Source organism: Bacillus sp. FSL H8-0516 (genome assembly GCF_038635285.1).
In the GTDB taxonomy this organism is placed as follows: Bacteria; Bacillota; Bacilli; order Bacillales; family Bacillaceae; genus Bacillus; species Bacillus safensis.
This window is the reverse complement of record NZ_CP152051.1, coordinates 1,235,457-1,255,866: the sequence shown is the minus strand read 5'-3', so window position 1 is coordinate 1,255,866 and position 20,410 is coordinate 1,235,457. Positions and strand designations below refer to the sequence as shown.

Sequence of the window (20,410 nt, the reverse complement as noted above, 5' to 3'; positions counted from 1 at the left end):
TCTCCCCCTCGCTTAACAAAATGTTGTACGTGCGGCAAGCTCTGTCATGACAAGCATCGCTTGATAGGCTTCTAATATATTGTCTGCCTGGTACGTCACCGTCGTTGTTCCTTCTATGATGGCAGTACCGGGCATTAAATTCGCCCATTCAGCTTGTCCATAATTGGCAAACTCAATCTTAAGCAGCGGCTGATCAGGAGGCGTCAGCGGCGTCATTTGATCAATCTGTTTCATCGCGGCTTCCACTTGCTGCGAGATTTGTTGATTGACTTTGGCAGGAGGTAAGCATTTCACAGCAGATCTTGAGATGGTCTCTTTCACTGCCACTGTTTTCACACCAGGCATCAGCTTTTCTGCCTCAAGTGCTGCTTGATCATCCCCGCAAACAAGAATCACCGGCACACCATAGTAGCCTGCAACATACGCATTAAAGCCCATTTCACCAATTGGATGATCATTTATGTAAAAATGTCTGACCCCAAAAATCATACTGTGTGACATCACACCTTTCATTGATGCCCTTGCATGATAGCCTAAAAAAACAGCTGCATCATAGGTTTGATCCAATCCTTGCACCATTGAATAAGGCTTTACGTCACCTGATATGAGAACTGCCTCTTCATGCAGTTCTTCAATCAAAAGATTATTCATTTTAGAATGACTGTCATTCACCAAAATGTCGGTGGCACCATGCTGGACAAGCGCTTCTACACAGGCGTTCACTTCACCCGTCATAATGCGTCTGCCCCGCTCGTAGTTATGCTGGCGTGAATCAACAAATGTATGATCAGCTAGACCAGTAATTCCCTCCATATCGACAGATAGATAGAGCTTCATTCCCATCCCCCTTTAATTAAACATAAAATTTGTGTATATTTTTCTAAATTTTCTAAAAAATTATATGAGAACTTGATTGATTTTTCAATACAATGTCTGAAAATAAGGAGTTTAGACTCAGATAATACAGGTCAAACGGCTTTTTTAGAAAGGATTTTTTTAACAAATAAAACACCACTAACTATGTCTTTAGTGGTGTTTATCCGCTTCGTTAATCTGCGATTTCAGCTGTTCATATTTCTTCATAGTTTGTGTAAATAAATCATCAAACATCTGAGGTGCCTGCTGTTGAATGACCTCAGCACCTTCTCCTGTAATTCCCCCTTTTGTCGCCACTCTATCGACAGTTTCAGCAAAGGTTAGGCCTCGTTCTACGAGGACCTGGCCAGTTCCTAAAAGGGCATACGTTAAAAATTCATTCGCTTCCTCTAAGGAAAGATCACTATTTCTCACAGCCGCTTTCGCCATTTCTTCAAAAAGAGCAGCGATAAAACCAGGAGATGAGCTTGTCAAATTGCTCGCCGCATCAAACCGGTCTTCCTCTACCTCCCTCACGATGCTAAAAGCTGAAAGCAGCCGGTGCAAACGCTCCTTGTCCTCACGTCCTGGAGCTGCACCATGCGCAACAAGTGATACGCCTGTCCCAACAGCTGACGTGAGCGTTGGGATGTATCTGGATACTGGCTGCGCTGTATGCGCCTGTAACTTTTCTAAGGTCACAGCTGCTGCTACTGACACAATATGTACCGCTCTCCCTTTAGAAGGCAGCTGATCCAGAACATTTAGTACAGCAAGCGGCGGCACGCAGACAAACAATATATCACATGACGCAGATAGTTCCTCTAATGAACAAATGTTGATTTCTTGGTGCTTTTCTTTGAGCTGATGAAGGCGCTCCGTTTCACTTCTTGTATGGATCATGATTTGATGAGCATCCAGCACCCCATTTTCCAGCCACTTTTGGACCATCATATCAGCCATACTTCCATATCCAATGATTCCAATTGTCTCCACAGTTTAATCTCCTCTATCTTGCTTAGATTTACTACTTATTTTAACAATTTCCCACAATGTTTTCATTTTTATCCCACACTTTTTTCATACGATAAAGTCAGTCCCCACCACATACGGTAAAACACCCAAACACATACATGAAAAAATCATTGAAAGAGAGTGATTGAAATGACAGAGCACAAAGATGACAAACAAATAATTGAACAACCTCAAAAACAGAAAAAGCCAAACGGCTGGTTTAAGCCATTTGTCAGCGGTGTTGTAGGCGGTACATTAGCGTTAGGTGTCTACGTTCTTACGCCATATGCTCAGCATTCATCAGACAGCACCGCAAATGATTCGGCAGCAAAAACAGAAGCAGTATCGACAAATCACACGAATTCGTCAAAAGCAACAGCCGTCCAAACATCAAATTCATCAAGCAGCATCTCCAGCATGGTCGAAAATGTATCACCAGCTATTGTCGGCATTACAAACTACCAAGCGCAAACTCAAACAGACACGAGCTTTGGCGATTTCAGTACGCCTTTCGATGAATCACAGCAAAACAAAAGCAGTCAAGAGGAAGAAACCGGTACAGGCTCAGGAGTCATTTTCAAAAAATCAGGCAATAAAGCCTATGTCTTAACAAACAACCACGTCATTGAAGGCGCAAATAAACTAACCGTATCCTTACACGATGGCAAAACCATTGAAGGAAAACTGGTTGGAGCTGATCCGCTCACTGACTTAGCCGTTGTAGAAATTAGCAGCAGTCATGTGACGAAGGTGGCGGCATTAGGCAATTCCTCATCACTGCGTGCTGGAGAAACCGTCATTGCGATCGGAAACCCGCTTGGTGAAGATCTTTCAAGAACGGTGACACAAGGAATTGTCAGCGGCGTCGACCGAACAGTCTCTATGAACACATCAGCAGGCGAAAGCAGCATTAATGTCATTCAAACAGATGCAGCTATTAACCCAGGTAACAGCGGCGGTCCGCTTCTGACGACAGACGGAAAGGTTGTGGGGATCACGAGTATGAAAATCTCTGAAACAGGTGTTGAAGGCATTGGGTTCGCACTGCCAATCAATGATGTCAAACCAATCGCTGATCAGCTTCTCACAAAAGGAAAAATTGAACGTCCATATATCGGCATCAGCATGCTGGATCTCGAACAAGTTCCAGATGTGTATCAAAAAGAAACTCTCGGACTTAAAAGCAGTCAGCTCGATCAAGGCGTGTACGTCAAAGATATCGCCGCAGGTTCACCTGCCGCCAAAGCTGGCTTAAAGTCAGAGGATGTCATTACCGGCATCAATGGGAAACAAATCAAAACTGGCAGTGAATTACGTCATGAGCTATACACGAATGCAAAAGTAGGAGACACCGTGAGCATCACCCTCATTCGAAACGGAAAACAAAAAACAAAGCAGGTCACATTAACACAATCTGAATCTAAGCAGGTCAGTTCCTAATAAAAAAACAGCTCAGTTGATGAGCTGTTTTTTTTATGAAGACTGAATTGGCGTTAGTCTTTGTTCAATTTCTGCTCGTTTATGCTCTAGGAACGGTGGAAGGGCTAATTGATCACCAAGTTCGTCCACCCCTTCATCCACTGTAAACCCAGGGCCATCGGTTGAAATTTCAAATAAAATACCATTTGGCTCTCTAAAGTAAAGAGCTTTAAAGTAAAAGCGTTCTACAACACCAGAGTTCGTAAAGCCTGCTTTTGAGATTTTTTCATACCATTTTTCAAGCTCCTCTGCATCCTTCACGCGAAATGCGACGTGATGCACACTGCCTCTGCCGGAACGTTCAGAAGGCCCTTCTGTTTTTTCAATCACATGAATTTCTGTTCCAGCACCGCCATTTCCTGATTCAAAAATGGTCACGATCTCACCATCATTTGATTGTTCACGTGCTCTTTCAGTGAATCCAAGGATGTCTGTTAAAACACGGATCGTCTTATCAGCTTCTGCAACAGTTAATTCAACTGGACCTAAACCTCTAATCGCATACTCTGCCGGAATATCGTCATGCACTGGCGGTGAGCCTTCTTCTTGTGCGTTCGGTTCTACTGTTAAAAACAGCTGCTGCCCTTCTGGGTCTTTAAAACGCAAAGCAGGTCTTCCGCCTCTCAAGGAAGCTGTTTCTTGCTGCACGCCTTTATCTTCAAACCGCTTTTCCCAAAACGTGAGTGCCTCTTCAGAAGAAACGAGAAGACCTGTGCTTGTGATCGCATTTGTCCCTTCCAAACGGCGGGCAAGCATTGGAATTTCAAAGAATGTTAGCTCTGTTCCTGGTGAAGCGACCTCATCTCCATAAAACAAATGATACATAGACGGGTCATCCTGATTGACTGTTTTCTTTACAAGTTTCAAGCCAAGGATTTGGCGGTAGAAATCAACATTTTTCTGAGCATTGGCTGTTAACGCAGATACGTGGTGAATCCCATTGATTTTCATTATTTTCACTCCTATTTTAAATTATCTCGAATTCGAGATAATATCCTTATGAATAAAATAGTTCATTTTTCAAGAAAAGTCAACCATTTGATCGCACGTTTACCAGATGTTCGGTTTTCGGTCATTAAATTAACATTAAATCAAAAATAAACTTTCATTGTTCGTTTTTAACACAACATTTACCCTAATATCTCCAATAAAAGAACACTTTTAAATACAAATACGAAAATCAGAAAATTTTTTTAATTCTTGTTTTCCTAAAATCGTATTACAATGAACAAAATACATGTCACAGTAACGTACGAAAGTGATGCAGGAGGTCGTGTGTAATGAACAAAGAACAACCAGCGTTAAAACAAGACATCGGCTTATTTTTCGCCCTATCTCTTGTCATCGGGACCATTATCGGGTCAGGCGTCTTTATGAAGCCAGGCAACGTCCTTTCCTATTCAGGAAGCTCAGACATCGCATTATTCGCTTGGCTGTTAGGTGGGATCTTAACCCTTGCAGGCGGACTGACTGTCGCTGAAATTGGTACACAAATCCCGAGAACCGGCGGTTTGTACGCCTATCTTGAAGAAGTGTATGGTGAATTTTGGGGCTACTTATGCGGCTGGGTGCAGATTATTATTTACGGACCCGCCATCATTGGTGCACTTGGTCTTTATTTTGGTTCATTATTAGCCAATTTATTTTCTCTTTCGACTTTGTGGTCTACAACGATCGGCATTATCACCGTTTTATTATTATGTATCATTAACATCATGGGAACAAAATACGGCGGATTTGTTCAGGGGCTGACTACTATCGGAAAGCTTGTCCCAATTGCCGCGATTATTGTGTTTGGCATATGGAAAGGTAACGAAAACATCTTGATGGCCGTCAACGATAGTATCGCTCAAATGAACTTCGGTGCAGCGATTTTGGCTACGCTGTTTGCCTATGATGGCTGGATTTTACTTGCTGCGCTTGGGGGTGAAATGAAAAACCCTGAGAAACTGCTTCCTCGCGCGATGGCAGGCGGAATTTTAATCGTGACGGCTTGTTATCTCTTTATTAATGTCGCACTTTTGCACGTGCTGCCAGCTGATCAAATTGTCCAGTTAGGTGAAAATGCGACAAGCACTGCTGCTACCATGCTCTTTGGACCAATTGGCGGAAAAATCATTAGTATTGGGATCATCATCAGTATCTTTGGCTGTTTGAACGGAAAGGTTCTTTCATTCCCACGTGTGATTTTTGCGATGGCAGAACGAAAGCAGATTCCTTTCGCCAACGCGATTTCGCGGATTCATCCAACGTTTAAAACACCTTGGATCGCTGTATTTGTGCAAATTTTGATCGCCATTGTGTTTATGATCGTCAGTAATCCAGAGAAGCTGTCTGAGGTGTCGATTTTCATGATCTACATCTTTTATGTCATGGCCTTTTTCGCCGTCTTTAAGCTGAGAAAACAAAACAGCGGAATGAAGCGTGCGTACAGTGTACCACTTTACCCGCTGACGCCGATCATTGCGATTATCGGTTCATTATTCGTTTTAATCAGCACCATGATCACCGATTGGAAAAGCTGCCTGATCTCCATGCTGATCGGGATGGCCGGACTGCCTATTTATTATTATATGAAAAAAGCAGAGCACTAATCAGTGCTCTGCTTTTTTTCCTTCTTCTCAGCGTAATAGAAAACCTTTGCAGTCTAGGAAAGACGAGTACCGGAGTGGAGAGAATGTGACATTCGTGAGCACAGGAACAGAGGACTGACAAAAAATGCGAGGGTTTGCCTACACGCTGAAGCAGAGCGCTAAACGGTCTCTGCTTCATTTTTTATATTGTTTGATCACTTTGTATGATTCGTTTAAATATCTCATGAGCCGGTATGGCTTACTAAGCACGCGGATTGGGAGTCTTGAGATAAATCCATTCAGGTTCGACTTATATTCCTGCGTGATCCGCTTTGGCTTTGTTGCTATTTTCTCGTATACTTCCTTGTAAAATTCCTTCATGATGTCGACTTGCACACTGATCTTTTGATGACACTCTGTACACTCAACGCTTTTCATCTGATCATTCACATAAACGATGCTGTGGAGGGTCTCTTCTTGGCACCGAGTACAGTGTAGGTTTGCTTCCATTTCGGTTTGCTTCAAGATACACAGCTCCTTTCTCGTTTGATGTTGCTCTTGTTATACCATTCGAACGCTGCCAGTCTTTTATTGAACGGATGCTTCCTTTAAAATGGCTGCCGCCGTTAGTTCGTCTGTCACCAGTACTTGGATGAAGCCCCCATTTAAAGCCCCTAAAATGCTCTCAGCTTTATGGGTTCCTTCTACAACAGCGATGACCGTTTTGATGCTCTTTAATTGTTCCAGCGATAAGCCAATGACCTTTTGATTCAGTTCATCTTGAACAGGTTTTCCTTCTCCATCAAAGAAACGAAAGCCAATATCACCGACAGCCCCTGATTGCCTTAAACCAGATAAGTCCTCTTCTTTTAAATAACCGACTGTTTTTAAAGTTGACCCTTTATGCGGGTTGCCAATACCGATGAGGGCAATATCCACATTTCTACCTTCTTCAAGCACAGCTTCTATGTCCTGCATCGCCATAAGCCGTTCTTTTAATTCTTCTGTTTCTAAAATCGCAGGGGCATATAAATAGGAACACGTGCCGTTCATTTTCTTTGCCAGCTCATATGCCAGCTGATTGGCATGAATGTCGACCGCCTGCCTGCCCATTCCGCCCTCTAAAGGAATGACCTTCACATCATTTCTTCGTTCAAAAGGATATTCTTTGACAAGCTCAGCAAGCGTCGTGCCCCATGAAATACCGATTTTCTCCGCATCTTTCATGTTTTTAGACAAATAATAGGCGCCTGCTTGACCGACTGCCCGCTTCACCATCTCAGACATTGTCCCGACACTTGGGACAACGACCGCATCTGTTAATTGAAAGGTTGTTTCTAGCTGCTTTTCAAGTTCCACCGTATGAATGCTTTCGTCTTTAATGTACACTTCAACGATTCCCACATCTTTTGCTTTTTGTAAGAGCTTTGAAATGACTGGTCTTGAGACATTGAGCTTTTTTGCAATTTCCTGCTGCGTCCACCCGTCTGTATAATAAAGATGAGCAACTTTGACGAGCTGTCGTCTTTCTTCCCAATTCAGCATGTGACATCATCCTTTTAATATACTATGATTACCAGTATACCAAACATTCGTTTCCAATTGGAACAATTGTTATGAAAATGACAAAAAGAGCGATTAACTCTCCGCTCTTTTTCCCTCAGTATATTTCGGCTGATACGTTCTCCCTCCGTCTAACAGGATAATTTGTCCGTGCAAATAACTTCCCTCGCTACGTGTGAGAAATAAAGTGAGTCCGGCAATATCCTCAGGCTTTCCTAATCTTCCGATGGGAATGAGTGATTGCAGCTGCCGTTTCTCCTCTACAGTAGGATAGAGCGTATCAAGCATTTGAGATTCAATGACACGGGGGGCAATCACATTGATGCGTATATGATGCGAGCCTAGTTCCTTTACGAGCGAACGCATCAATCCAAAAGCCCCTGCTTTTGATGCATAATATTGAATACCACCGCCTGATCCGGTGATTGCCGATCCCGATCCAATAATGACAACACTGCCTTCCTGCCGCTCACACATATAGGGTGCCAACGCTTTGATGCAATAGTAAAGACCATATAAGTTCACAGCCAGTGTCTTTTTCCAAAGTGAAAAATCGACTTCTAAAAAAGGCAGTGATTTTGTCATTCCTGCTGAATACACAAGGTGAGCAATACCGCCCAGCTCCCTTTCAGCTGCTGATATCATTTGCTGAACACTTTCCCACGATGAAACGTCAGCTTGAAATATCAGCAGCTGAGGATACTGTGTCTTTAAGAGCGAAAGTCCCTTTTCGTCTATATCTGACACGGCGACTTGGTGCCCTTCTTTTAAAAATCGCTCAGCAATTTCTTTTCCGATCCCTTGGGCTCCGCCAACGATGAGAACTGGTTTTTGCACATTAGCCAGCACTCTCACCTCCATCAAGCATAATCGCCGCGCCATCTGTAAATGCACCATAGGATGTACTGAGAAATACCGTCATATGGGCCACAGTCTCCTTGATTTGCTCTGTATCAGGAACCAAATCGAGAGGCGGAGGCAGCAGCGCAAGCACCCGAATGCCTTTGTCTTTAAATTCTCTTGCTAACCCTTTTGTCATGGCATTCAGCATAGAATTCGATGTAGCATGTGAGATCCCGCCATCACCTGTGATACTGCCTGATGACGATATATTAATGATGCAGCCTTGCTTCTGATCAACCATATGCCATACAGCAGCCTGACTGGAAAGAAAGACGGTATTTACAGCCGATTCCACTTCATCTACCCACTCATCTGGACTCACGTCATCAAGCTCCGCGTCCGCTCCTTGTTCAGCTTGATTGACCAAAATATCCAGTTTACCGCATGTATCAATCACTTGCCTCAGCATCCGTGTGGCATCACGCGGCGTTTCCAGCGGGTTCTGAATGATACTCGCTTGACCGCCCATTTTTTGAATGTCTTCACGAATGGTTTTAGCCTTTGATTCATCATGAAACGTGTGTAAAAAAACATGTGCACCTGCCCGGGCTAAAGCCAGGCAGATGGCTTCTCCAAATCCATCTGTGCTACCTGTCACAAGTGCCGCTTTCTGATGAAGCTGGACGTGCACATGCATCTCCTCCCTATCCCTTGTTTGGCAATTATTTTCTCAGCTTACTCACGATATCAAGTGCTGCTTCATAAAAACCTTCTGAGATGGTCGGATGCGGATGAATCATTTTCGCCATCTCTTCTGCTGTTCCTTCTAAATACATAAAGGAGGAAGCTTCTGAAATCATCTCTGTGACGTGCGGGCCAACCATCGTCGCACCAATCACTTCACCATAGGCTGTATCATATACCAATTTAATAAAACCTGTTTGCTCGCCTGCCGCTAGTGCCTTACCACTTGCTGCTAAATCAAATCGTTCTGCCCGCACGTTAAGTCCTTTGGCTTTTGCCTCTTTTTCAGTTAAACCAACACTTGCTACCTCTGGTAATGTATAAATACATCTAGGCATGATATCAGCATTCATTTTTTCAGACACACCGCAAATATTACTGACCGCAACAGCGGCCTCTGCCATTGCTGCGTGAGCAAGCTGATAGCCGCCAGCGACATCCCCAACTGCATAGACACCTTCCACGCTTGTCTGCATCTTGTCGTTCACCTTGATAAAAGGACCATCCAGCTGAAGGTCAAGCTGGCTGACAGCAGAAACGCTAGGTCTTCTTCCTACACAAACAAGCAGTCTTTCAGCCGTAAAGATATGCGTCTCTCCTTTATCGTCTGATGCATGAACTGCTTTGATTCCCTCGCTTTCTGTCACCTCTGTCACAGTGGTTTTTTTCGCGATATGGATGCCTTTTTTCTTTAATTCTCTTTCTAGCAGCTTAGATGCTTCCTCATCCTCTTGCGGAATAATAGACGGAGCCGCTTCGATAATCGTGACTTTTGATTGAAGACTCTGGAAGATACAAGCCAGCTCAAGTCCAATGACACCGCCGCCAATGATGACGACAGAAGCCGGAATATCTGGGATGTCAAAGATCGTATCACTTGTGTCAAATTGAATGTCTTTAAGGCCTGGTATTGGCGGAATGGCAGGTGAAGATCCAGTAGCAATGATGAGTTCTTTCGTTTCGATCGATTCTGCCCCATCTTGCTTTTCAATCTCAATCCGGTGCTTTGTAACAGCTGTACCTCTGCCGTTATATACATCAATCTTTCCTTGCTTTAATAAAAAGGCAATTCCGCCTCTGAGCTTTTCAATGACGTCATCTTTGCGCTTTCTCATTTTATCGAAGGAAAGGACCAAGTCACCTGTTTCAATTCCCCAGCTTTTCGCCTTCTCAATTGATTCAATGACTTCTGCATGTTTGAGCAGCGTCTTTGAAGGAATACAGCCCCGATTTAAACAAGTACCGCCTAGAAAATCCTCTTCAATCAATGCGACCTTCCGTCCACGCTCAGCTGCTTGAAGGGCGGCAGTATACCCGCCAGGCCCTCCGCCAATGACTGTCAGATCATACGTTTTCGTCATCCGATTCATCTCCTACATTAGCAATTCAAATGGTTGTTCAAGCACTTTTTTAAGATCTGTTAAAAAGGCAGCCGCTGGTGCGCCATCTACCACTCGGTGATCAAACGATAAACTAACGCCCATCATCGGCCGCACCTGAATTTCTCCATCTACTACAACAGGTTTTTCTTGAATGCGCCCAACCCCTAAGATCGCCACTTCCGGCTGATTAATAATCGGGGTAAAGGTATCAATGGCATACATCCCTAAATTACTAATGGTAAAAGTGGACCCTTTCAGCTGGTCTGGCAGCAGTTTTTGGTCACGTGCGTTTCGGCCGATTTCTTTTGCCTCTTTTGTCAGCTGTTTTAACCCTTTTTGGTTCGCATGAGAAATGACTGGAACCATTAAGCCATCTTTTACAGCGACAGCAAGACCAATGTGCACATCATCATGGAAATGGAGCTCATTTTGTTCAAACGTCATATTGATCTGCGGGTGGCGTGTGAGTACGTTGCTGACCGCATGAATGATAATTTCTGTGAACGACAGTCTGTAGCCTGTCTCTTTTTCAATCGCTGGCAATAGCTGTTTGCGTACTTCTTTCGCTTTTGTCATATCGATTTCACTTGTTAATGTCACGTGCGGTGCTGTAAAGGCACTTTGTGACATGCGGTCAGCAATCACTTTTCTCATGCCAGCTAGTTTTTGTGTTTTCGCTGGAGAAGACTCTGCTGTTTGTGCAGCTGCTGCCATTACATCACTCTTCATAATTTTTCCGTGTGCACCAGATCCAGCAACATTCGCTAAATTGATTCCATCACGAGCAGCCACTTTTTCTGCAAGTGGTGACACGCGCTGATCTTTCTCACTAGAGTGGACGGCCGCCTCGACGTCACGCTTTTGAACTCTGCCTTTAGGTCCTGTGCCAGATACCTCATGAATCGCTACATGATGATCCTTTGCCGTTTTTCTCGCCGCAGGTGTGGCACGTACTTTTTCATTAGGTGTTTTTGGGGCTTCACTTTCACTAGAACTGGATGAACCCGCGTCTGATGAAGACGATTCGCTGCTGCCTGGTGAATCTTCATCTGATTGTGCTGGCGGTTCACTTGGCACCTGTTCATTTGCCTCTCCGATGTATCCAATGACAGCATTAACTGGAATTTGATCATCGGCTTCATAATATTTCTTTAGAAAAATACCATCATCATAGGCTTCCACCTCAATATTGATCTTGTCTGTCATAATTTCAAAAAGAGGCTCACCGATTTCAACCGAATCCCCTTCTTCTTTAAACCATTGAAGCAAGGTGCCGACTTCCATCGTACTGCTCAGCTTCGGCATAAATATCTCTTTTGGCATGATCTTCTCCCCTTTACTTAAGAGCGCACAAGCTCTTTTGCTGCTTCAATAATATCTGGCACTTGTGGAATGACCGCTTTTTCCAGCGTTGGGTTGTATGGTATTGGAACCGCAAGACCGCCAAGTCGTTTAATTGGAGCATCTAAGTAGTCAAAGGCTTCACTTTCCGCTATCATACTTGCAATCTCTCCGCCATAGCCGCCTCGTTTTACCGCTTCATGAACGACAATACATTTACCTGTTTTCTTCACAGATTCGATAATCGTTTCTTCATCTAATGGCACAAGTGTTCTTGGGTCAATGATTTCAACATCGATTCCCTCAGCTTCTAGTTCCTTCGCCGCTTCTAACGCTTTGTGTACCATAATCGCTGTTGCTACAATCGTGACGTCTTTCCCGCTTCTTTTCACATCTGCTTTCCCTAGAGGAATGGAATATTGCTCTTCAGGCACTTCACCGATTGTTTTATATAAAAGCTTGTGCTCGTAGAAAATGACAGGATTGTCATCATCCATCGCCGCTTTTAAAAGTCCTTTTGCATCATAGGCTGTTGAAGGCTGAACCACTTTAAGTCCTGGAATATGCGCCATCCACGCTTCTAAGCTTTGTGAGTGCTGCGCCGCTGCACCCGTTCCTGAACCTGCTGGTGTTCTTACGACAAGCGGCACCTTTCCTTTTCCGCCAAACATGTATCGTGTTTTGGCTGCTTGGTTCACAAGCTGATCCATTGCGATTGTGATAAAGTCAGAGAATTGAAGTTCTAAAATAGGACGCATACCAGTTAAAGCCGCTCCGACTGCCCCACCTGCGATGGCAGCCTCTGAGATAGGTGTATTGCGAACGCGCTCTGGACCGAATTCTTCAATCATGCCGCGCGTGACCCCAAAAGCACCTCCATATACGCCGATATCTTCACCTAAAATGAAGACATCTTGGTTTTCTCTCATTTCCTGACTCATAGCCTCTCGAACAGCTTCTAAATATGAAATCTCTCTCACTGTTGTTTTTGTCACGTGATTCCCCTCCTAATTAGGCGTATACATCCTCTAATAGTGTGTCAATTGACGGTTCTTTACTGTTTTTGGCGAATTCGACAGACGCTTCAATTTCCTGCTTTGCTTCTTCCTGTAAGCTTGCTGCCTGCTCTTCTGTCAAAACATTCAGTTCAATTAAGAGAGACTTAAAGCGTTTGATTCCGTCTTTTTGTCTCCACTCTGTCTCTTCTTCACGTGTACGGTATTTTTTCGCATCACTCTTAGAGTGACCCTTCCAGCGGTATGTTTTCATTTCAATGAGTGATGGGCCTTCTCCCGCTCTCGCACGGCTGACTGCTTCATCAACTGTGTTCATAATTTCGACCATGTCATTTCCATCAACCGTTTTTCCTGGCATTCCGTAGCTTTCTGCTCTTGTTGAAATGTCTTCAATGTTGATCATTTCTTTCACAGGGCCAGACATGCCGTACTGGTTATTTTCACAAATAAACACAACTGGTAAATCCCAAATAGACGCAAGGTTTAATGCTTCATGGAAGCTGCCTTCATTTGTGGCACCATCTCCGAAGAAACAAAGAACAACAAAGCCTTCCTGCTTCATTTTAGATGTGAGCGCTGCACCTGTTGCCAGCGGGATACCGCCGCCAACGATTCCATTTGCCCCAAGATTTCCTTTTTCTAAGTCCGCAATATGCATGGAGCCGCCTTTTCCTTTACAATAGCCGGTTTCACGTCCAAACAATTCAGCCATCATTTTATTAACCTCGGCCCCTTTTGCAATACAGTGACCGTGTCCCCTGTGTGTGCTGACGATCTTATCTTTATCTTCTAATACGGCAATCGATCCAACAGCTGACGCTTCCTGTCCAACACATAAATGAGTGGTGCCATGGATAAGTCCTTTTGCAAAAAATTGATCGACCTTTTCATCAAAATATCTCACTAACCACATTTGTTTATATAAATCTGCTAATTTCTCATGACTAATCTGTTCAGGCAAAGTGATTTGTTTTTGCATTTCTTCTCTCCCCTTTACATTTGTTCTTATGTGTTACATTTGTAATTATCATACGTTTAAGTGTCATCGAAGTCAAGCATTTCTCTCTCATTTTTAAGCGTTTTCATCTTTTATCAGAAAAAAAGAGAAAGGCAAAGCCCTTTTCCAAAGAACTTCTCTTTCTCTTTTAATCTCATACACTCATTCATCTGGATACATCATGATTTTGACGCTCTCACCCTCAGGATGCCTTGCACATTCTATCGCCTGAAGCAGCTGGCTTAACGGATAACGATGCGTCACCATCTTTTCAGTGTTGACCACTTTTGCTTTCAAAAGCTCAAGGGCTTCACGATAATGATATGGATGCGAGGAATAGGCTCCTACTACCTTCACTTCATCATTGAAAAATCGTTCAGCAGGAATGGCCACATCTCCCTTTGGAAAATGAGCAAACACCAAAATCGTCCCGCCTCGCGCTACAGTCTGAAACGCCTCTTTTAAAAGCGCACTGCTCCCAACAGAAATAATAACGAGGTCTGCTCCCTTTCCATCTGTTTCTTTCATCACCCGGTTTTCAACCGGCTCAGCTGCTGGATGGAAGGAGGCGTCTGCACCTAAACTCCTCGCTTGCAGCAGCCTGTTCTCATTCACATCTGTTATCATCACTTTCCCAGCCAAATAATATTTGGCGAGCTGCAATTGAATACAGCCAATTTGCCCCGCTCCAAGGATCAATACGGAATCTCCTGGATGAACAGGAGCTCGTTCAAACCCATGCAGACAGCAGGCAACCGGTTCTACCATCGCCCCTTGCTCATACGATACGTCTTTTGGAAGCTTGCCCATCGTGTGCTTGACATGCAAAGCAGGTACACGGATATATTCTGAAAACCCGCCTGGCTCTACATTTGTGGCTGTAAACTGCGGACACATCGTATAAAATCCCTTTTGACAAAAGTCACAGGTGAAACAAGGCACATGATGCGCCACATAAACCCTGTCTCCCGTTTGGACATTTGTCACGCGCTTGCCAGTCTCGACAATATCACCAGCGATTTCATGCCCCAGCACTGTCCCAGGAGGTACTGTCTCATGCGTTGCTTTGTAAATATCCGTTCCGCATAAGCCGCAGGCTCGCAGCTTTAACAGAACTTCATCATCACCGATGACTGGCCGGTTCCGCTCCTCATACCGAATGTCCTCTGAAGAATAAAAGACAGCTGATTTCATGTAGCAGCATCCTCCTTTTCATCACCCTTCGCAAAATCCTGTAACGTTTGAACAAGCTGCTTGTACTCACTCATCTCACTTGATATCCAGTAGCGCCCTCCGAATATACGAGATGACCCCACCCTGACATATACTTTCCCAATATGAGGATAAGGCTTTAAAAATAGCTTTCCTTTAATATCAGAAACTGCATATGTGTGCCATCTGCCAAAAGCCCCTATCTTCAGTTGATCTTCACTAATGACGACATTTGTCGGCTGGTTCAGTCCTGTGATACTAGAGAGCATGAGAATAGGCAGCGTATAAACGCCTAACACAGCTAAAGGCTCAGGTCCTGCTGACCATAACGTATAAAGAGACCAGAGAAAAAACAGACAGATGAGCACAGCCGGAAGAAAAATAGACAACATTGCAGACGTTCGGCTATAAGCATGATGCTGCATGAGACTTCCTCCTTTCAGATCACTAGAAGGAGCCCGAAAGCTCCCCCTTGAAATAGTCTTCTACTTGATATGATCGATGATTTTCTCGATATCATCTTCAATACCAAATCCAGTTAAAAAGGATAATGTTTGAATCACAGGTGTCCCTTTGGTATCACTTACAGGCGTTGTCGTCACAATTAAATCGGCGCCTTCCGCTTTTTGCGGGACTTCAGATGCCTTACACTGTTCCACGACGACATCATATCCTTTTTCCTTTAATGTCTCTTCTACCTTTTTAGCCACAACCGTTGATGTTGCAACTGCCGTTCCGCATGAAACTAATATTTTCTTCGCCATTAGAATCCCTCCAGCTCATTTATTGTTCTTTCTGATCTAAGCCCATTTCTTTCGCATACTGCTTTTTAATATCATTTCGTACCCAGTACCATAGAAGTGCATAAGCCAAAGCACAGATAATCGCTGCAATAAAGTAAGGGTTGCTCGGATCAAGAAGTCTCACCATGATCCAAGGAATGACGTGAGAACCAAGATCAATACCTGAAATCATGTTTGCCCCTTCTGGGAAATCAAAGCCGACTGCTTTCCCCATGGTTGTCGCAAGCGGTGCAAGGTTCGTTGCGATAAAGAAGACAATCATTAATGTAAAAATACTGTTAATAAGACCGCGAATAATGTTTCCACGAGCAGCTGCTACTGCCCAGACAACTGTAAATGGCAGAACCGATAAGTCAGCAAACGGGAGCATGCCATTGTAAGGCAGAACAACAGCGAGCAAAATCGTAATTGGCACCATTAAAAGGGCTACCGCCATATTCGCTGGATGACCAATCACAATCGCTGTATCTAAACCAATATAGACATTTTTCCCTGGGAAACGCTTTTGAATATAAGAACGAGCGCCCTCAGAGATTGGAATGAGTCCCTCCATTAATAACGCAACCATTCTTGGCATTAAGACAAGAACTGCCGCCATTTGAATACCGAGCGTCATCACACCTTTTGCATCATAGCCGCCGAGAAGACCAATAATGATACCAAGTATGAGACCCATCACAAGCGGTTCGCCAAAGATGCCAAAGCGTTTCTTCAATGTTTCTGGATCAGCATGAATTTTGTTTAAACCAGGGATCTTATCAATGATGCGGTTGGACGCATACATGAGCGGGGCAAAGTTGACCGTTTCAGCATGAGCCATCGATACGCCTTTTAATCCGAAATGGTGTTCGATTGTCGGCGCCGTCCAATCGGCTAATTTTAGCGTGATCGCAGAGACGATCAAGCCAACAGCAAGAGCCAAGAACATATTATGATAAGCGTAGTAAGTAACAGAGGCTGCGAAAATCAAATGCCAGAAGTTCCAAATATCCACATTCAGCGTTTTCGTAAAGTTTACGGACAATAAGATGACATTTAATAAAAGCACAAGAGGAATCATGAGCGGGGCAACAGGTGTACCAAAGGATATGGCAGCTCCAATCGGCCATCCAACATCCAAAATATCGAGCTTTAGCCCAAGGGAATTAACCATGGCTTTTGCTGCTGGCCCAAGTCCGCTCACGAGCAAATTAATGACAAGATTGACACCGACAAATCCAATTCCGATCGTAATACCGGCCCTGAAGGATTTCTTAAAGCCCTGCCTTAAAATCATACCGAAAAGCGTCATAATAATCGGGAGCATAATAGTTGGTCCAAGGTCTAATATAAAATCGACGGCTTGCTTGATCATACATCCACCTCCTGAATTTTTCAGATAAAGCGCTTACATATTTTCGTGAATAACTATTGGTTTAGTTCTTGCTGAAGCACGTCAACTGCTTCTTCATAAGATGTCATGTGTGAGAGCTTTGTCATCACTTCTTCTTTTCTAAAAAGTGTCATCAGCTTCTCCAGCATCACAAGCTGTTTGCTAGGCTCAGAGATTGCTAGGACAAACACAATTTTGGCTTGCACTGTTTCATCAGGGCTTCCCATCTTATGAAAAATGACAGGTTCCTTTAAAGTAGCTACACTAATCGCTGGTTTGTTCACATGCTCAGGATCTGTATGCGGAATCGCTACCCCAAAGGCTGCAAGTGGAAGGCCTGTAGGATATGTTTTTTCTCTTTCAAGCACTGCTGGTAAAAAGCTCGATTTAATGTACCCTCCAGCTTCTAACCGCCCTGCTAAATATGTGGTCACCTCCTCTCTCGAAGATGCTTCGAACTGCAGCTTAATCAGTTGTTCATCTAACTCAAACAAGCTGTTCAAACAACCACCCCTTTCATTTGGTATAAATATGAACACATGTAACAAAAGAAAGAACATTTTTAGAATAGAACCTTTTATAAAGCGCTTACAATTATGCGTTCTGAAAAATGTTCAATACTGTTACCTTTGTAAAGATATTATAATATTCAAAATTATAAGTCAATCTCCCTAGGGAAATTTAAATAAAAAAAGACGCAGTCATCACCGCGTCTCTTCCTTCTAATCTTCTATACTGCTTGTTAAATGTGGCTTCCTATATCTAAAAATTCTGATACAAATAGATTGTCTGTCTGCACTGCCATTTCTTCCTTTGTGCCAATTTTTTCGATTCTTCCTTCATTCATCACCACAACACGATCAGCAATATCGAATGCTTCTTCTTGATCGTGTGTCACAAAAATGGTGGTCATTTGAAAGTCACGATGAACTTTTTTCAGCCAATGCCTTAATTCTTTCCTTACCTTTGTATCAAGAGCACCAAAGGGTTCATCTAAGAGGAGTGCCTTCGGCTGAACGGCAAGTGCGCGCGCCAGTGCTACACGCTGCTTTTGCCCGCCTGACAGCTGATCTGGATACCGCTGCTCATACTGCGTAAGCTGAACAACCTCTAAAAGCTCATGTACCCGCTCTTTGATGTCTTTTTTAGGCAGTCTTTCTCCTCTAGGTTTCATTTTCAGCCCGTATGCCACATTATCAAAAACCGTCATATTTCGAAAAAGCGCATATTGCTGAAACACAAAACCGATCTGCCGTTTTCGTACTGGAATGTGTGTGTAATCCTGATCTCCGAATAAAACCTGCCCGTTATTGGCGTAATCAAGACCTGCAATGATTCTTAATAACGTCGTCTTCCCAGAGCCAGACGGTCCTAGTAAAGAAATCAATTCACCATTTCTTATCGATAAATCCACGTTTTGCAATACCTTTGTCTGACCAAATTGTTTTGAAATTTGTTTTGCTGTAATCCCCAAGGCCGATCCCTCCATTTATGTTGACCGCTTGCCAAGCCGGTGATCCCTCTGCTGAATGATTTGCTTAATGATTAAAGTAATGACTGCCACAAACGCCATGAGAGATGCCACAGCAAAAGCGGCTTGAAATTGGTACTCATTGTATAAAATTTCGATATGAAGCGGCATCGTATTGGTCATCCCTCGAATATGACCTGATACAACTGACACGGCACCAAATTCACCAATCGCTCTTGCCCCGGCTAAAATGACACCGTAAAAAAGAGCCCATTTGATATTCGGCAGTGTCACAAAGAAAAAAGTCTTCCATCCGTTTGCACCAAGTGTGAGCGATGCTTCCTCCTCATGAATGCCTTCATGCTGCATAAACGGGATTAATTCTCTAGCAATAAACGGAAATGTAACGAATATGGTGGCTAGGATCATGCCTGGTACAGAATAAATGACTTTCCATCCATTCGCCATAAGCCAAGGTCCTAAAAGCCCGTTTGAACCAAATAAAAGCACAAATACAAGTCCAGCAATCACAGGCGAAACGGCAAACGGGAGATCAATCACAGTCGTTAACAAACGTTTTCCGCGGAAATTAAATTTTGTGATAAGCCATGCAGCACTCACCCCAAAGATCATTTGAAGCGGCAAGGTGACGACGACAATGAAAACAGTCAATTTGATCGCCGCGAGTGTATCTGGATGTGAGATGGCCAGAAGGTATGAACTCCATCCTTTCTCAAATGCTTTTGAAAAAACGGCGATCAGCGGTATGAGTAAAAATAAAATCAAAAAAGCATACACGACCGTAATCAAGAGGATTTTCACCCCTTTAGATTCGGTTACAGGACTTTTATACTGAACATGGTGCTGATGACTAAGCTCTCTCTCCAATGGTTTCACCTCACGTATACTTGTTTTTTCCGCTCAACATACCACTGAATGCCGTGAATCAATAACAGGATGAAAAACGAAAGAAGCAGCATCAAGCAGGCAATCGCTGCTGCACCATGATAATCATACTGTTCAAGCTTGGACATGATCATCAGCGGTGTAATTTCTGTTTTAAACGGAATATTTCCAGCAATAAACACAACAGAGCCATATTCACCTAGCGCTCTTGCAAACGCAAGTGAAAATCCAGTCATCACCGCAGGAAACAAGGCCGGCAGCAGTACGTGAAAAAAGGTCTGTCTCCTTGTCGCACCAAGAATCGCCGCAGCCTCTTCAACTTCCTGCTGCAGCCCTTCTATCACAGGCTGAACGGTTCGGATAACGAATGGAATGCCAATAAAAATCAGTGCCAAAATAATCCCAATCGGTGTGTACGCCACCTTTATATGCAGAAATTGACCAATCCATCCATTAGGAGAATAGAGGGTGGTCAGGGCAATACCCGCAACAGCTGTTGGGAGAGCAAAAGGCAAATCAATGAGAGCATCTAAGATTTTCTTTCCATGGAATGTGTACCTGGCGAGAACCCAGGCAATCAGTACACCAAACCCTGCATTGATGAGAGCAGCTGCAAAGGAAGTCGTCACGGTCAACTGAAGCGACTTCAATACTCTTGCATCGGTAAAAACCTTCCAAATCCCCTCTGCTCCTAATGAAGCCGTCCAAATAAATACCATGGATAAAGGAATGACGACAATCGCACTCACATAAACGAGCGTCACCCCAAGGCTCAGCCCAAATCCAGGCAATATACGTTTTCTTTTATTGGCGGCTGCATGTGCTTTCTTCATCACATC

21 protein-coding genes are annotated in these 20,410 nt (G+C 43.7%); 2 read left to right on the top strand and 19 right to left on the bottom strand.

The genetic code is table 11. From position 1 onward, the window contains the following. Positions 1-12: 12 nt before the first annotated feature. Positions 13-837, bottom strand: coding sequence for a M55 family metallopeptidase (locus MHB67_RS06140; protein WP_103132228.1), 825 nt, complete (start codon positions 835-837; stop codon positions 13-15). 189 nt (positions 838-1,026) lie between these two features. Then, positions 1,027-1,851, bottom strand: coding sequence for a pyrroline-5-carboxylate reductase ProG (proG, locus tag MHB67_RS06135; RefSeq protein ID WP_103132229.1), 825 nt, complete (start codon positions 1,849-1,851; stop codon positions 1,027-1,029). Positions 1,852-2,019: 168 nt separating this feature from the next. On the opposite strand from proG, the gene MHB67_RS06130 reads away from it, so the two are divergent. After that, the gene (locus MHB67_RS06130; protein WP_103132230.1) at positions 2,020-3,309 is read left to right on the top strand and encodes a trypsin-like peptidase domain-containing protein; all 1,290 of its coding nucleotides are present in this window, start codon (positions 2,020-2,022) and stop codon (positions 3,307-3,309) included. A gap of 33 nt (positions 3,310-3,342) precedes the next feature. Here MHB67_RS06130 and MHB67_RS06125 read toward each other — a convergent pair whose 3' ends face one another. Continuing rightward, entirely contained in the window at positions 3,343-4,299 is a 957-nt protein-coding gene (locus MHB67_RS06125) for a ring-cleaving dioxygenase (protein ID WP_163115240.1), read from the bottom strand. Positions 4,300-4,628: 329 nt separating this feature from the next. Here MHB67_RS06125 and MHB67_RS06120 point away from each other — a divergent pair, with 329 nt between their 5' ends. Further along, positions 4,629-5,942, top strand: coding sequence for an amino acid permease (locus tag MHB67_RS06120; RefSeq protein ID WP_342492857.1), 1,314 nt, complete (start codon positions 4,629-4,631; stop codon positions 5,940-5,942). Between the two features lie 174 nt (positions 5,943-6,116). On the opposite strand, the gene MHB67_RS06115 is transcribed toward MHB67_RS06120, so the two are convergent. The 16 genes from MHB67_RS06115 to cysT form a co-directional block, all read right to left on the bottom strand. Further along, the gene (locus MHB67_RS06115) at positions 6,117-6,446 is read right to left on the bottom strand and encodes a bh protein (RefSeq protein WP_034281483.1); all 330 of its coding nucleotides are present in this window, start codon (positions 6,444-6,446) and stop codon (positions 6,117-6,119) included. Positions 6,447-6,509: 63 nt separating this feature from the next. Further along, positions 6,510-7,466 (bottom strand): sugar-binding transcriptional regulator, encoded by a 957-nt coding sequence (locus tag MHB67_RS06110; RefSeq protein ID WP_342492856.1) that lies wholly within the window; start codon positions 7,464-7,466, stop codon positions 6,510-6,512. Positions 7,467-7,559: 93 nt separating this feature from the next. After that, complete coding sequence (locus MHB67_RS06105; RefSeq protein WP_342492924.1) at positions 7,560-8,345, bottom strand: SDR family oxidoreductase; 786 nt, start codon at positions 8,343-8,345, stop codon at positions 7,560-7,562. Beyond that, positions 8,323-9,024, bottom strand: a complete 702-nt coding sequence (locus MHB67_RS06100; RefSeq protein WP_175579094.1) for an SDR family NAD(P)-dependent oxidoreductase — start codon at positions 9,022-9,024, stop codon at positions 8,323-8,325. The genes MHB67_RS06105 and MHB67_RS06100 overlap by 23 nt, the downstream gene beginning before the upstream one ends. 25 nt (positions 9,025-9,049) lie before the next feature. Then, positions 9,050-10,432 carry a dihydrolipoyl dehydrogenase gene (gene lpdA, locus MHB67_RS06095; protein ID WP_044334570.1) on the bottom strand — a complete coding sequence of 461 codons (1,383 nt, stop codon included), beginning with the start codon at positions 10,430-10,432 and terminating at the stop codon, positions 9,050-9,052. Between the two features lie 12 nt (positions 10,433-10,444). Beyond that, a complete protein-coding gene (locus MHB67_RS06090; RefSeq protein ID WP_342492855.1) occupies positions 10,445-11,776 on the bottom strand; it encodes a dihydrolipoamide acetyltransferase family protein in 1,332 nt (443 codons plus the stop codon). A 17-nt stretch (positions 11,777-11,793) separates the two neighbouring features. Continuing rightward, a complete protein-coding gene (locus tag MHB67_RS06085) occupies positions 11,794-12,774 on the bottom strand; it encodes an alpha-ketoacid dehydrogenase subunit beta (RefSeq protein WP_034281944.1) in 981 nt (326 codons plus the stop codon). Positions 12,775-12,805: 31 nt separating this feature from the next. Next, a complete protein-coding gene (gene pdhA, locus MHB67_RS06080; protein ID WP_024424949.1) occupies positions 12,806-13,789 on the bottom strand; it encodes a pyruvate dehydrogenase (acetyl-transferring) E1 component subunit alpha in 984 nt (327 codons plus the stop codon). A gap of 180 nt (positions 13,790-13,969) precedes the next feature. After that, the gene (locus MHB67_RS06075) at positions 13,970-15,001 is read right to left on the bottom strand and encodes an alcohol dehydrogenase catalytic domain-containing protein (protein WP_342492854.1); all 1,032 of its coding nucleotides are present in this window, start codon (positions 14,999-15,001) and stop codon (positions 13,970-13,972) included. Continuing rightward, entirely contained in the window at positions 14,998-15,444 is a 447-nt protein-coding gene (locus tag MHB67_RS06070) for a hypothetical protein (RefSeq protein ID WP_342492853.1), read from the bottom strand. The genes MHB67_RS06075 and MHB67_RS06070 overlap by 4 nt, the downstream gene beginning before the upstream one ends. 60 nt (positions 15,445-15,504) lie before the next feature. After that, positions 15,505-15,783 carry a PTS sugar transporter subunit IIB gene (locus MHB67_RS06065; protein WP_003212259.1) on the bottom strand — a complete coding sequence of 93 codons (279 nt, stop codon included), beginning with the start codon at positions 15,781-15,783 and terminating at the stop codon, positions 15,505-15,507. Between the two features lie 19 nt (positions 15,784-15,802). Continuing rightward, positions 15,803-17,176: a PTS transporter subunit IIC gene (locus tag MHB67_RS06060; protein ID WP_024426780.1), complete on the bottom strand. Its 1,374-nt coding sequence runs from the start codon at positions 17,174-17,176 to the stop codon at positions 15,803-15,805. A 53-nt stretch (positions 17,177-17,229) separates the two neighbouring features. Further along, positions 17,230-17,697 (bottom strand): PTS sugar transporter subunit IIA, encoded by a 468-nt coding sequence (locus tag MHB67_RS06055; protein WP_024424952.1) that lies wholly within the window; start codon positions 17,695-17,697, stop codon positions 17,230-17,232. A gap of 239 nt (positions 17,698-17,936) precedes the next feature. Next, positions 17,937-18,668 (bottom strand): sulfate ABC transporter ATP-binding protein, encoded by a 732-nt coding sequence (gene cysA, locus MHB67_RS06050; RefSeq protein WP_192929552.1) that lies wholly within the window; start codon positions 18,666-18,668, stop codon positions 17,937-17,939. Between the two features lie 15 nt (positions 18,669-18,683). Beyond that, on the bottom strand, positions 18,684-19,553 hold the full coding sequence (cysW, locus tag MHB67_RS06045) for a sulfate ABC transporter permease subunit CysW (protein WP_024426779.1): 870 nt from the start codon (positions 19,551-19,553) through the stop codon (positions 18,684-18,686). 5 nt (positions 19,554-19,558) lie between these two features. Further along, a complete protein-coding gene (gene cysT, locus MHB67_RS06040) occupies positions 19,559-20,404 on the bottom strand; it encodes a sulfate ABC transporter permease subunit CysT (protein ID WP_024424955.1) in 846 nt (281 codons plus the stop codon). Positions 20,405-20,410 lie beyond the last annotated feature (6 nt).

Coding starts and splice junctions, on each gene's coding strand:
- MHB67_RS06100 (WP_175579094.1), bottom strand. CDS start 9,024: ATGCATGTGCACGTCCAGCTTCATCAGAAAGCGGCACTTGTGACAGGT.
- MHB67_RS06090 (WP_342492855.1), bottom strand. CDS start 11,776: ATGCCAAAAGAGATATTTATGCCGAAGCTGAGCAGTACGATGGAAGTC.
- pdhA (WP_024424949.1), bottom strand. CDS start 13,789: ATGCAAAAACAAATCACTTTGCCTGAACAGATTAGTCATGAGAAATTA.
- MHB67_RS06065 (WP_003212259.1), bottom strand. CDS start 15,783: ATGGCGAAGAAAATATTAGTTTCATGCGGAACGGCAGTTGCAACATCA.
- MHB67_RS06140 (WP_103132228.1), bottom strand. CDS start 837: ATGAAGCTCTATCTATCTGTCGATATGGAGGGAATTACTGGTCTAGCT.
- MHB67_RS06060 (WP_024426780.1), bottom strand. CDS start 17,176: ATGATCAAGCAAGCCGTCGATTTTATATTAGACCTTGGACCAACTATT.
- MHB67_RS06075 (WP_342492854.1), bottom strand. CDS start 15,001: ATGAAATCAGCTGTCTTTTATTCTTCAGAGGACATTCGGTATGAGGAG.
- MHB67_RS06105 (WP_342492924.1), bottom strand. CDS start 8,345: ATGGAGGTGAGAGTGCTGGCTAATGTGCAAAAACCAGTTCTCATCGTT.
- cysT (WP_024424955.1), bottom strand. CDS start 20,404: ATGAAGAAAGCACATGCAGCCGCCAATAAAAGAAAACGTATATTGCCT.
- lpdA (WP_044334570.1), bottom strand. CDS start 10,432: ATGACGAAAACGTATGATCTGACAGTCATTGGCGGAGGGCCTGGCGGG.
- MHB67_RS06130 (WP_103132230.1), top strand. CDS start 2,020: ATGACAGAGCACAAAGATGACAAACAAATAATTGAACAACCTCAAAAA.
- MHB67_RS06125 (WP_163115240.1), bottom strand. CDS start 4,299: ATGAAAATCAATGGGATTCACCACGTATCTGCGTTAACAGCCAATGCT.
- MHB67_RS06120 (WP_342492857.1), top strand. CDS start 4,629: ATGAACAAAGAACAACCAGCGTTAAAACAAGACATCGGCTTATTTTTC.
- MHB67_RS06110 (WP_342492856.1), bottom strand. CDS start 7,466: ATGCTGAATTGGGAAGAAAGACGACAGCTCGTCAAAGTTGCTCATCTT.
- MHB67_RS06070 (WP_342492853.1), bottom strand. CDS start 15,444: ATGCAGCATCATGCTTATAGCCGAACGTCTGCAATGTTGTCTATTTTT.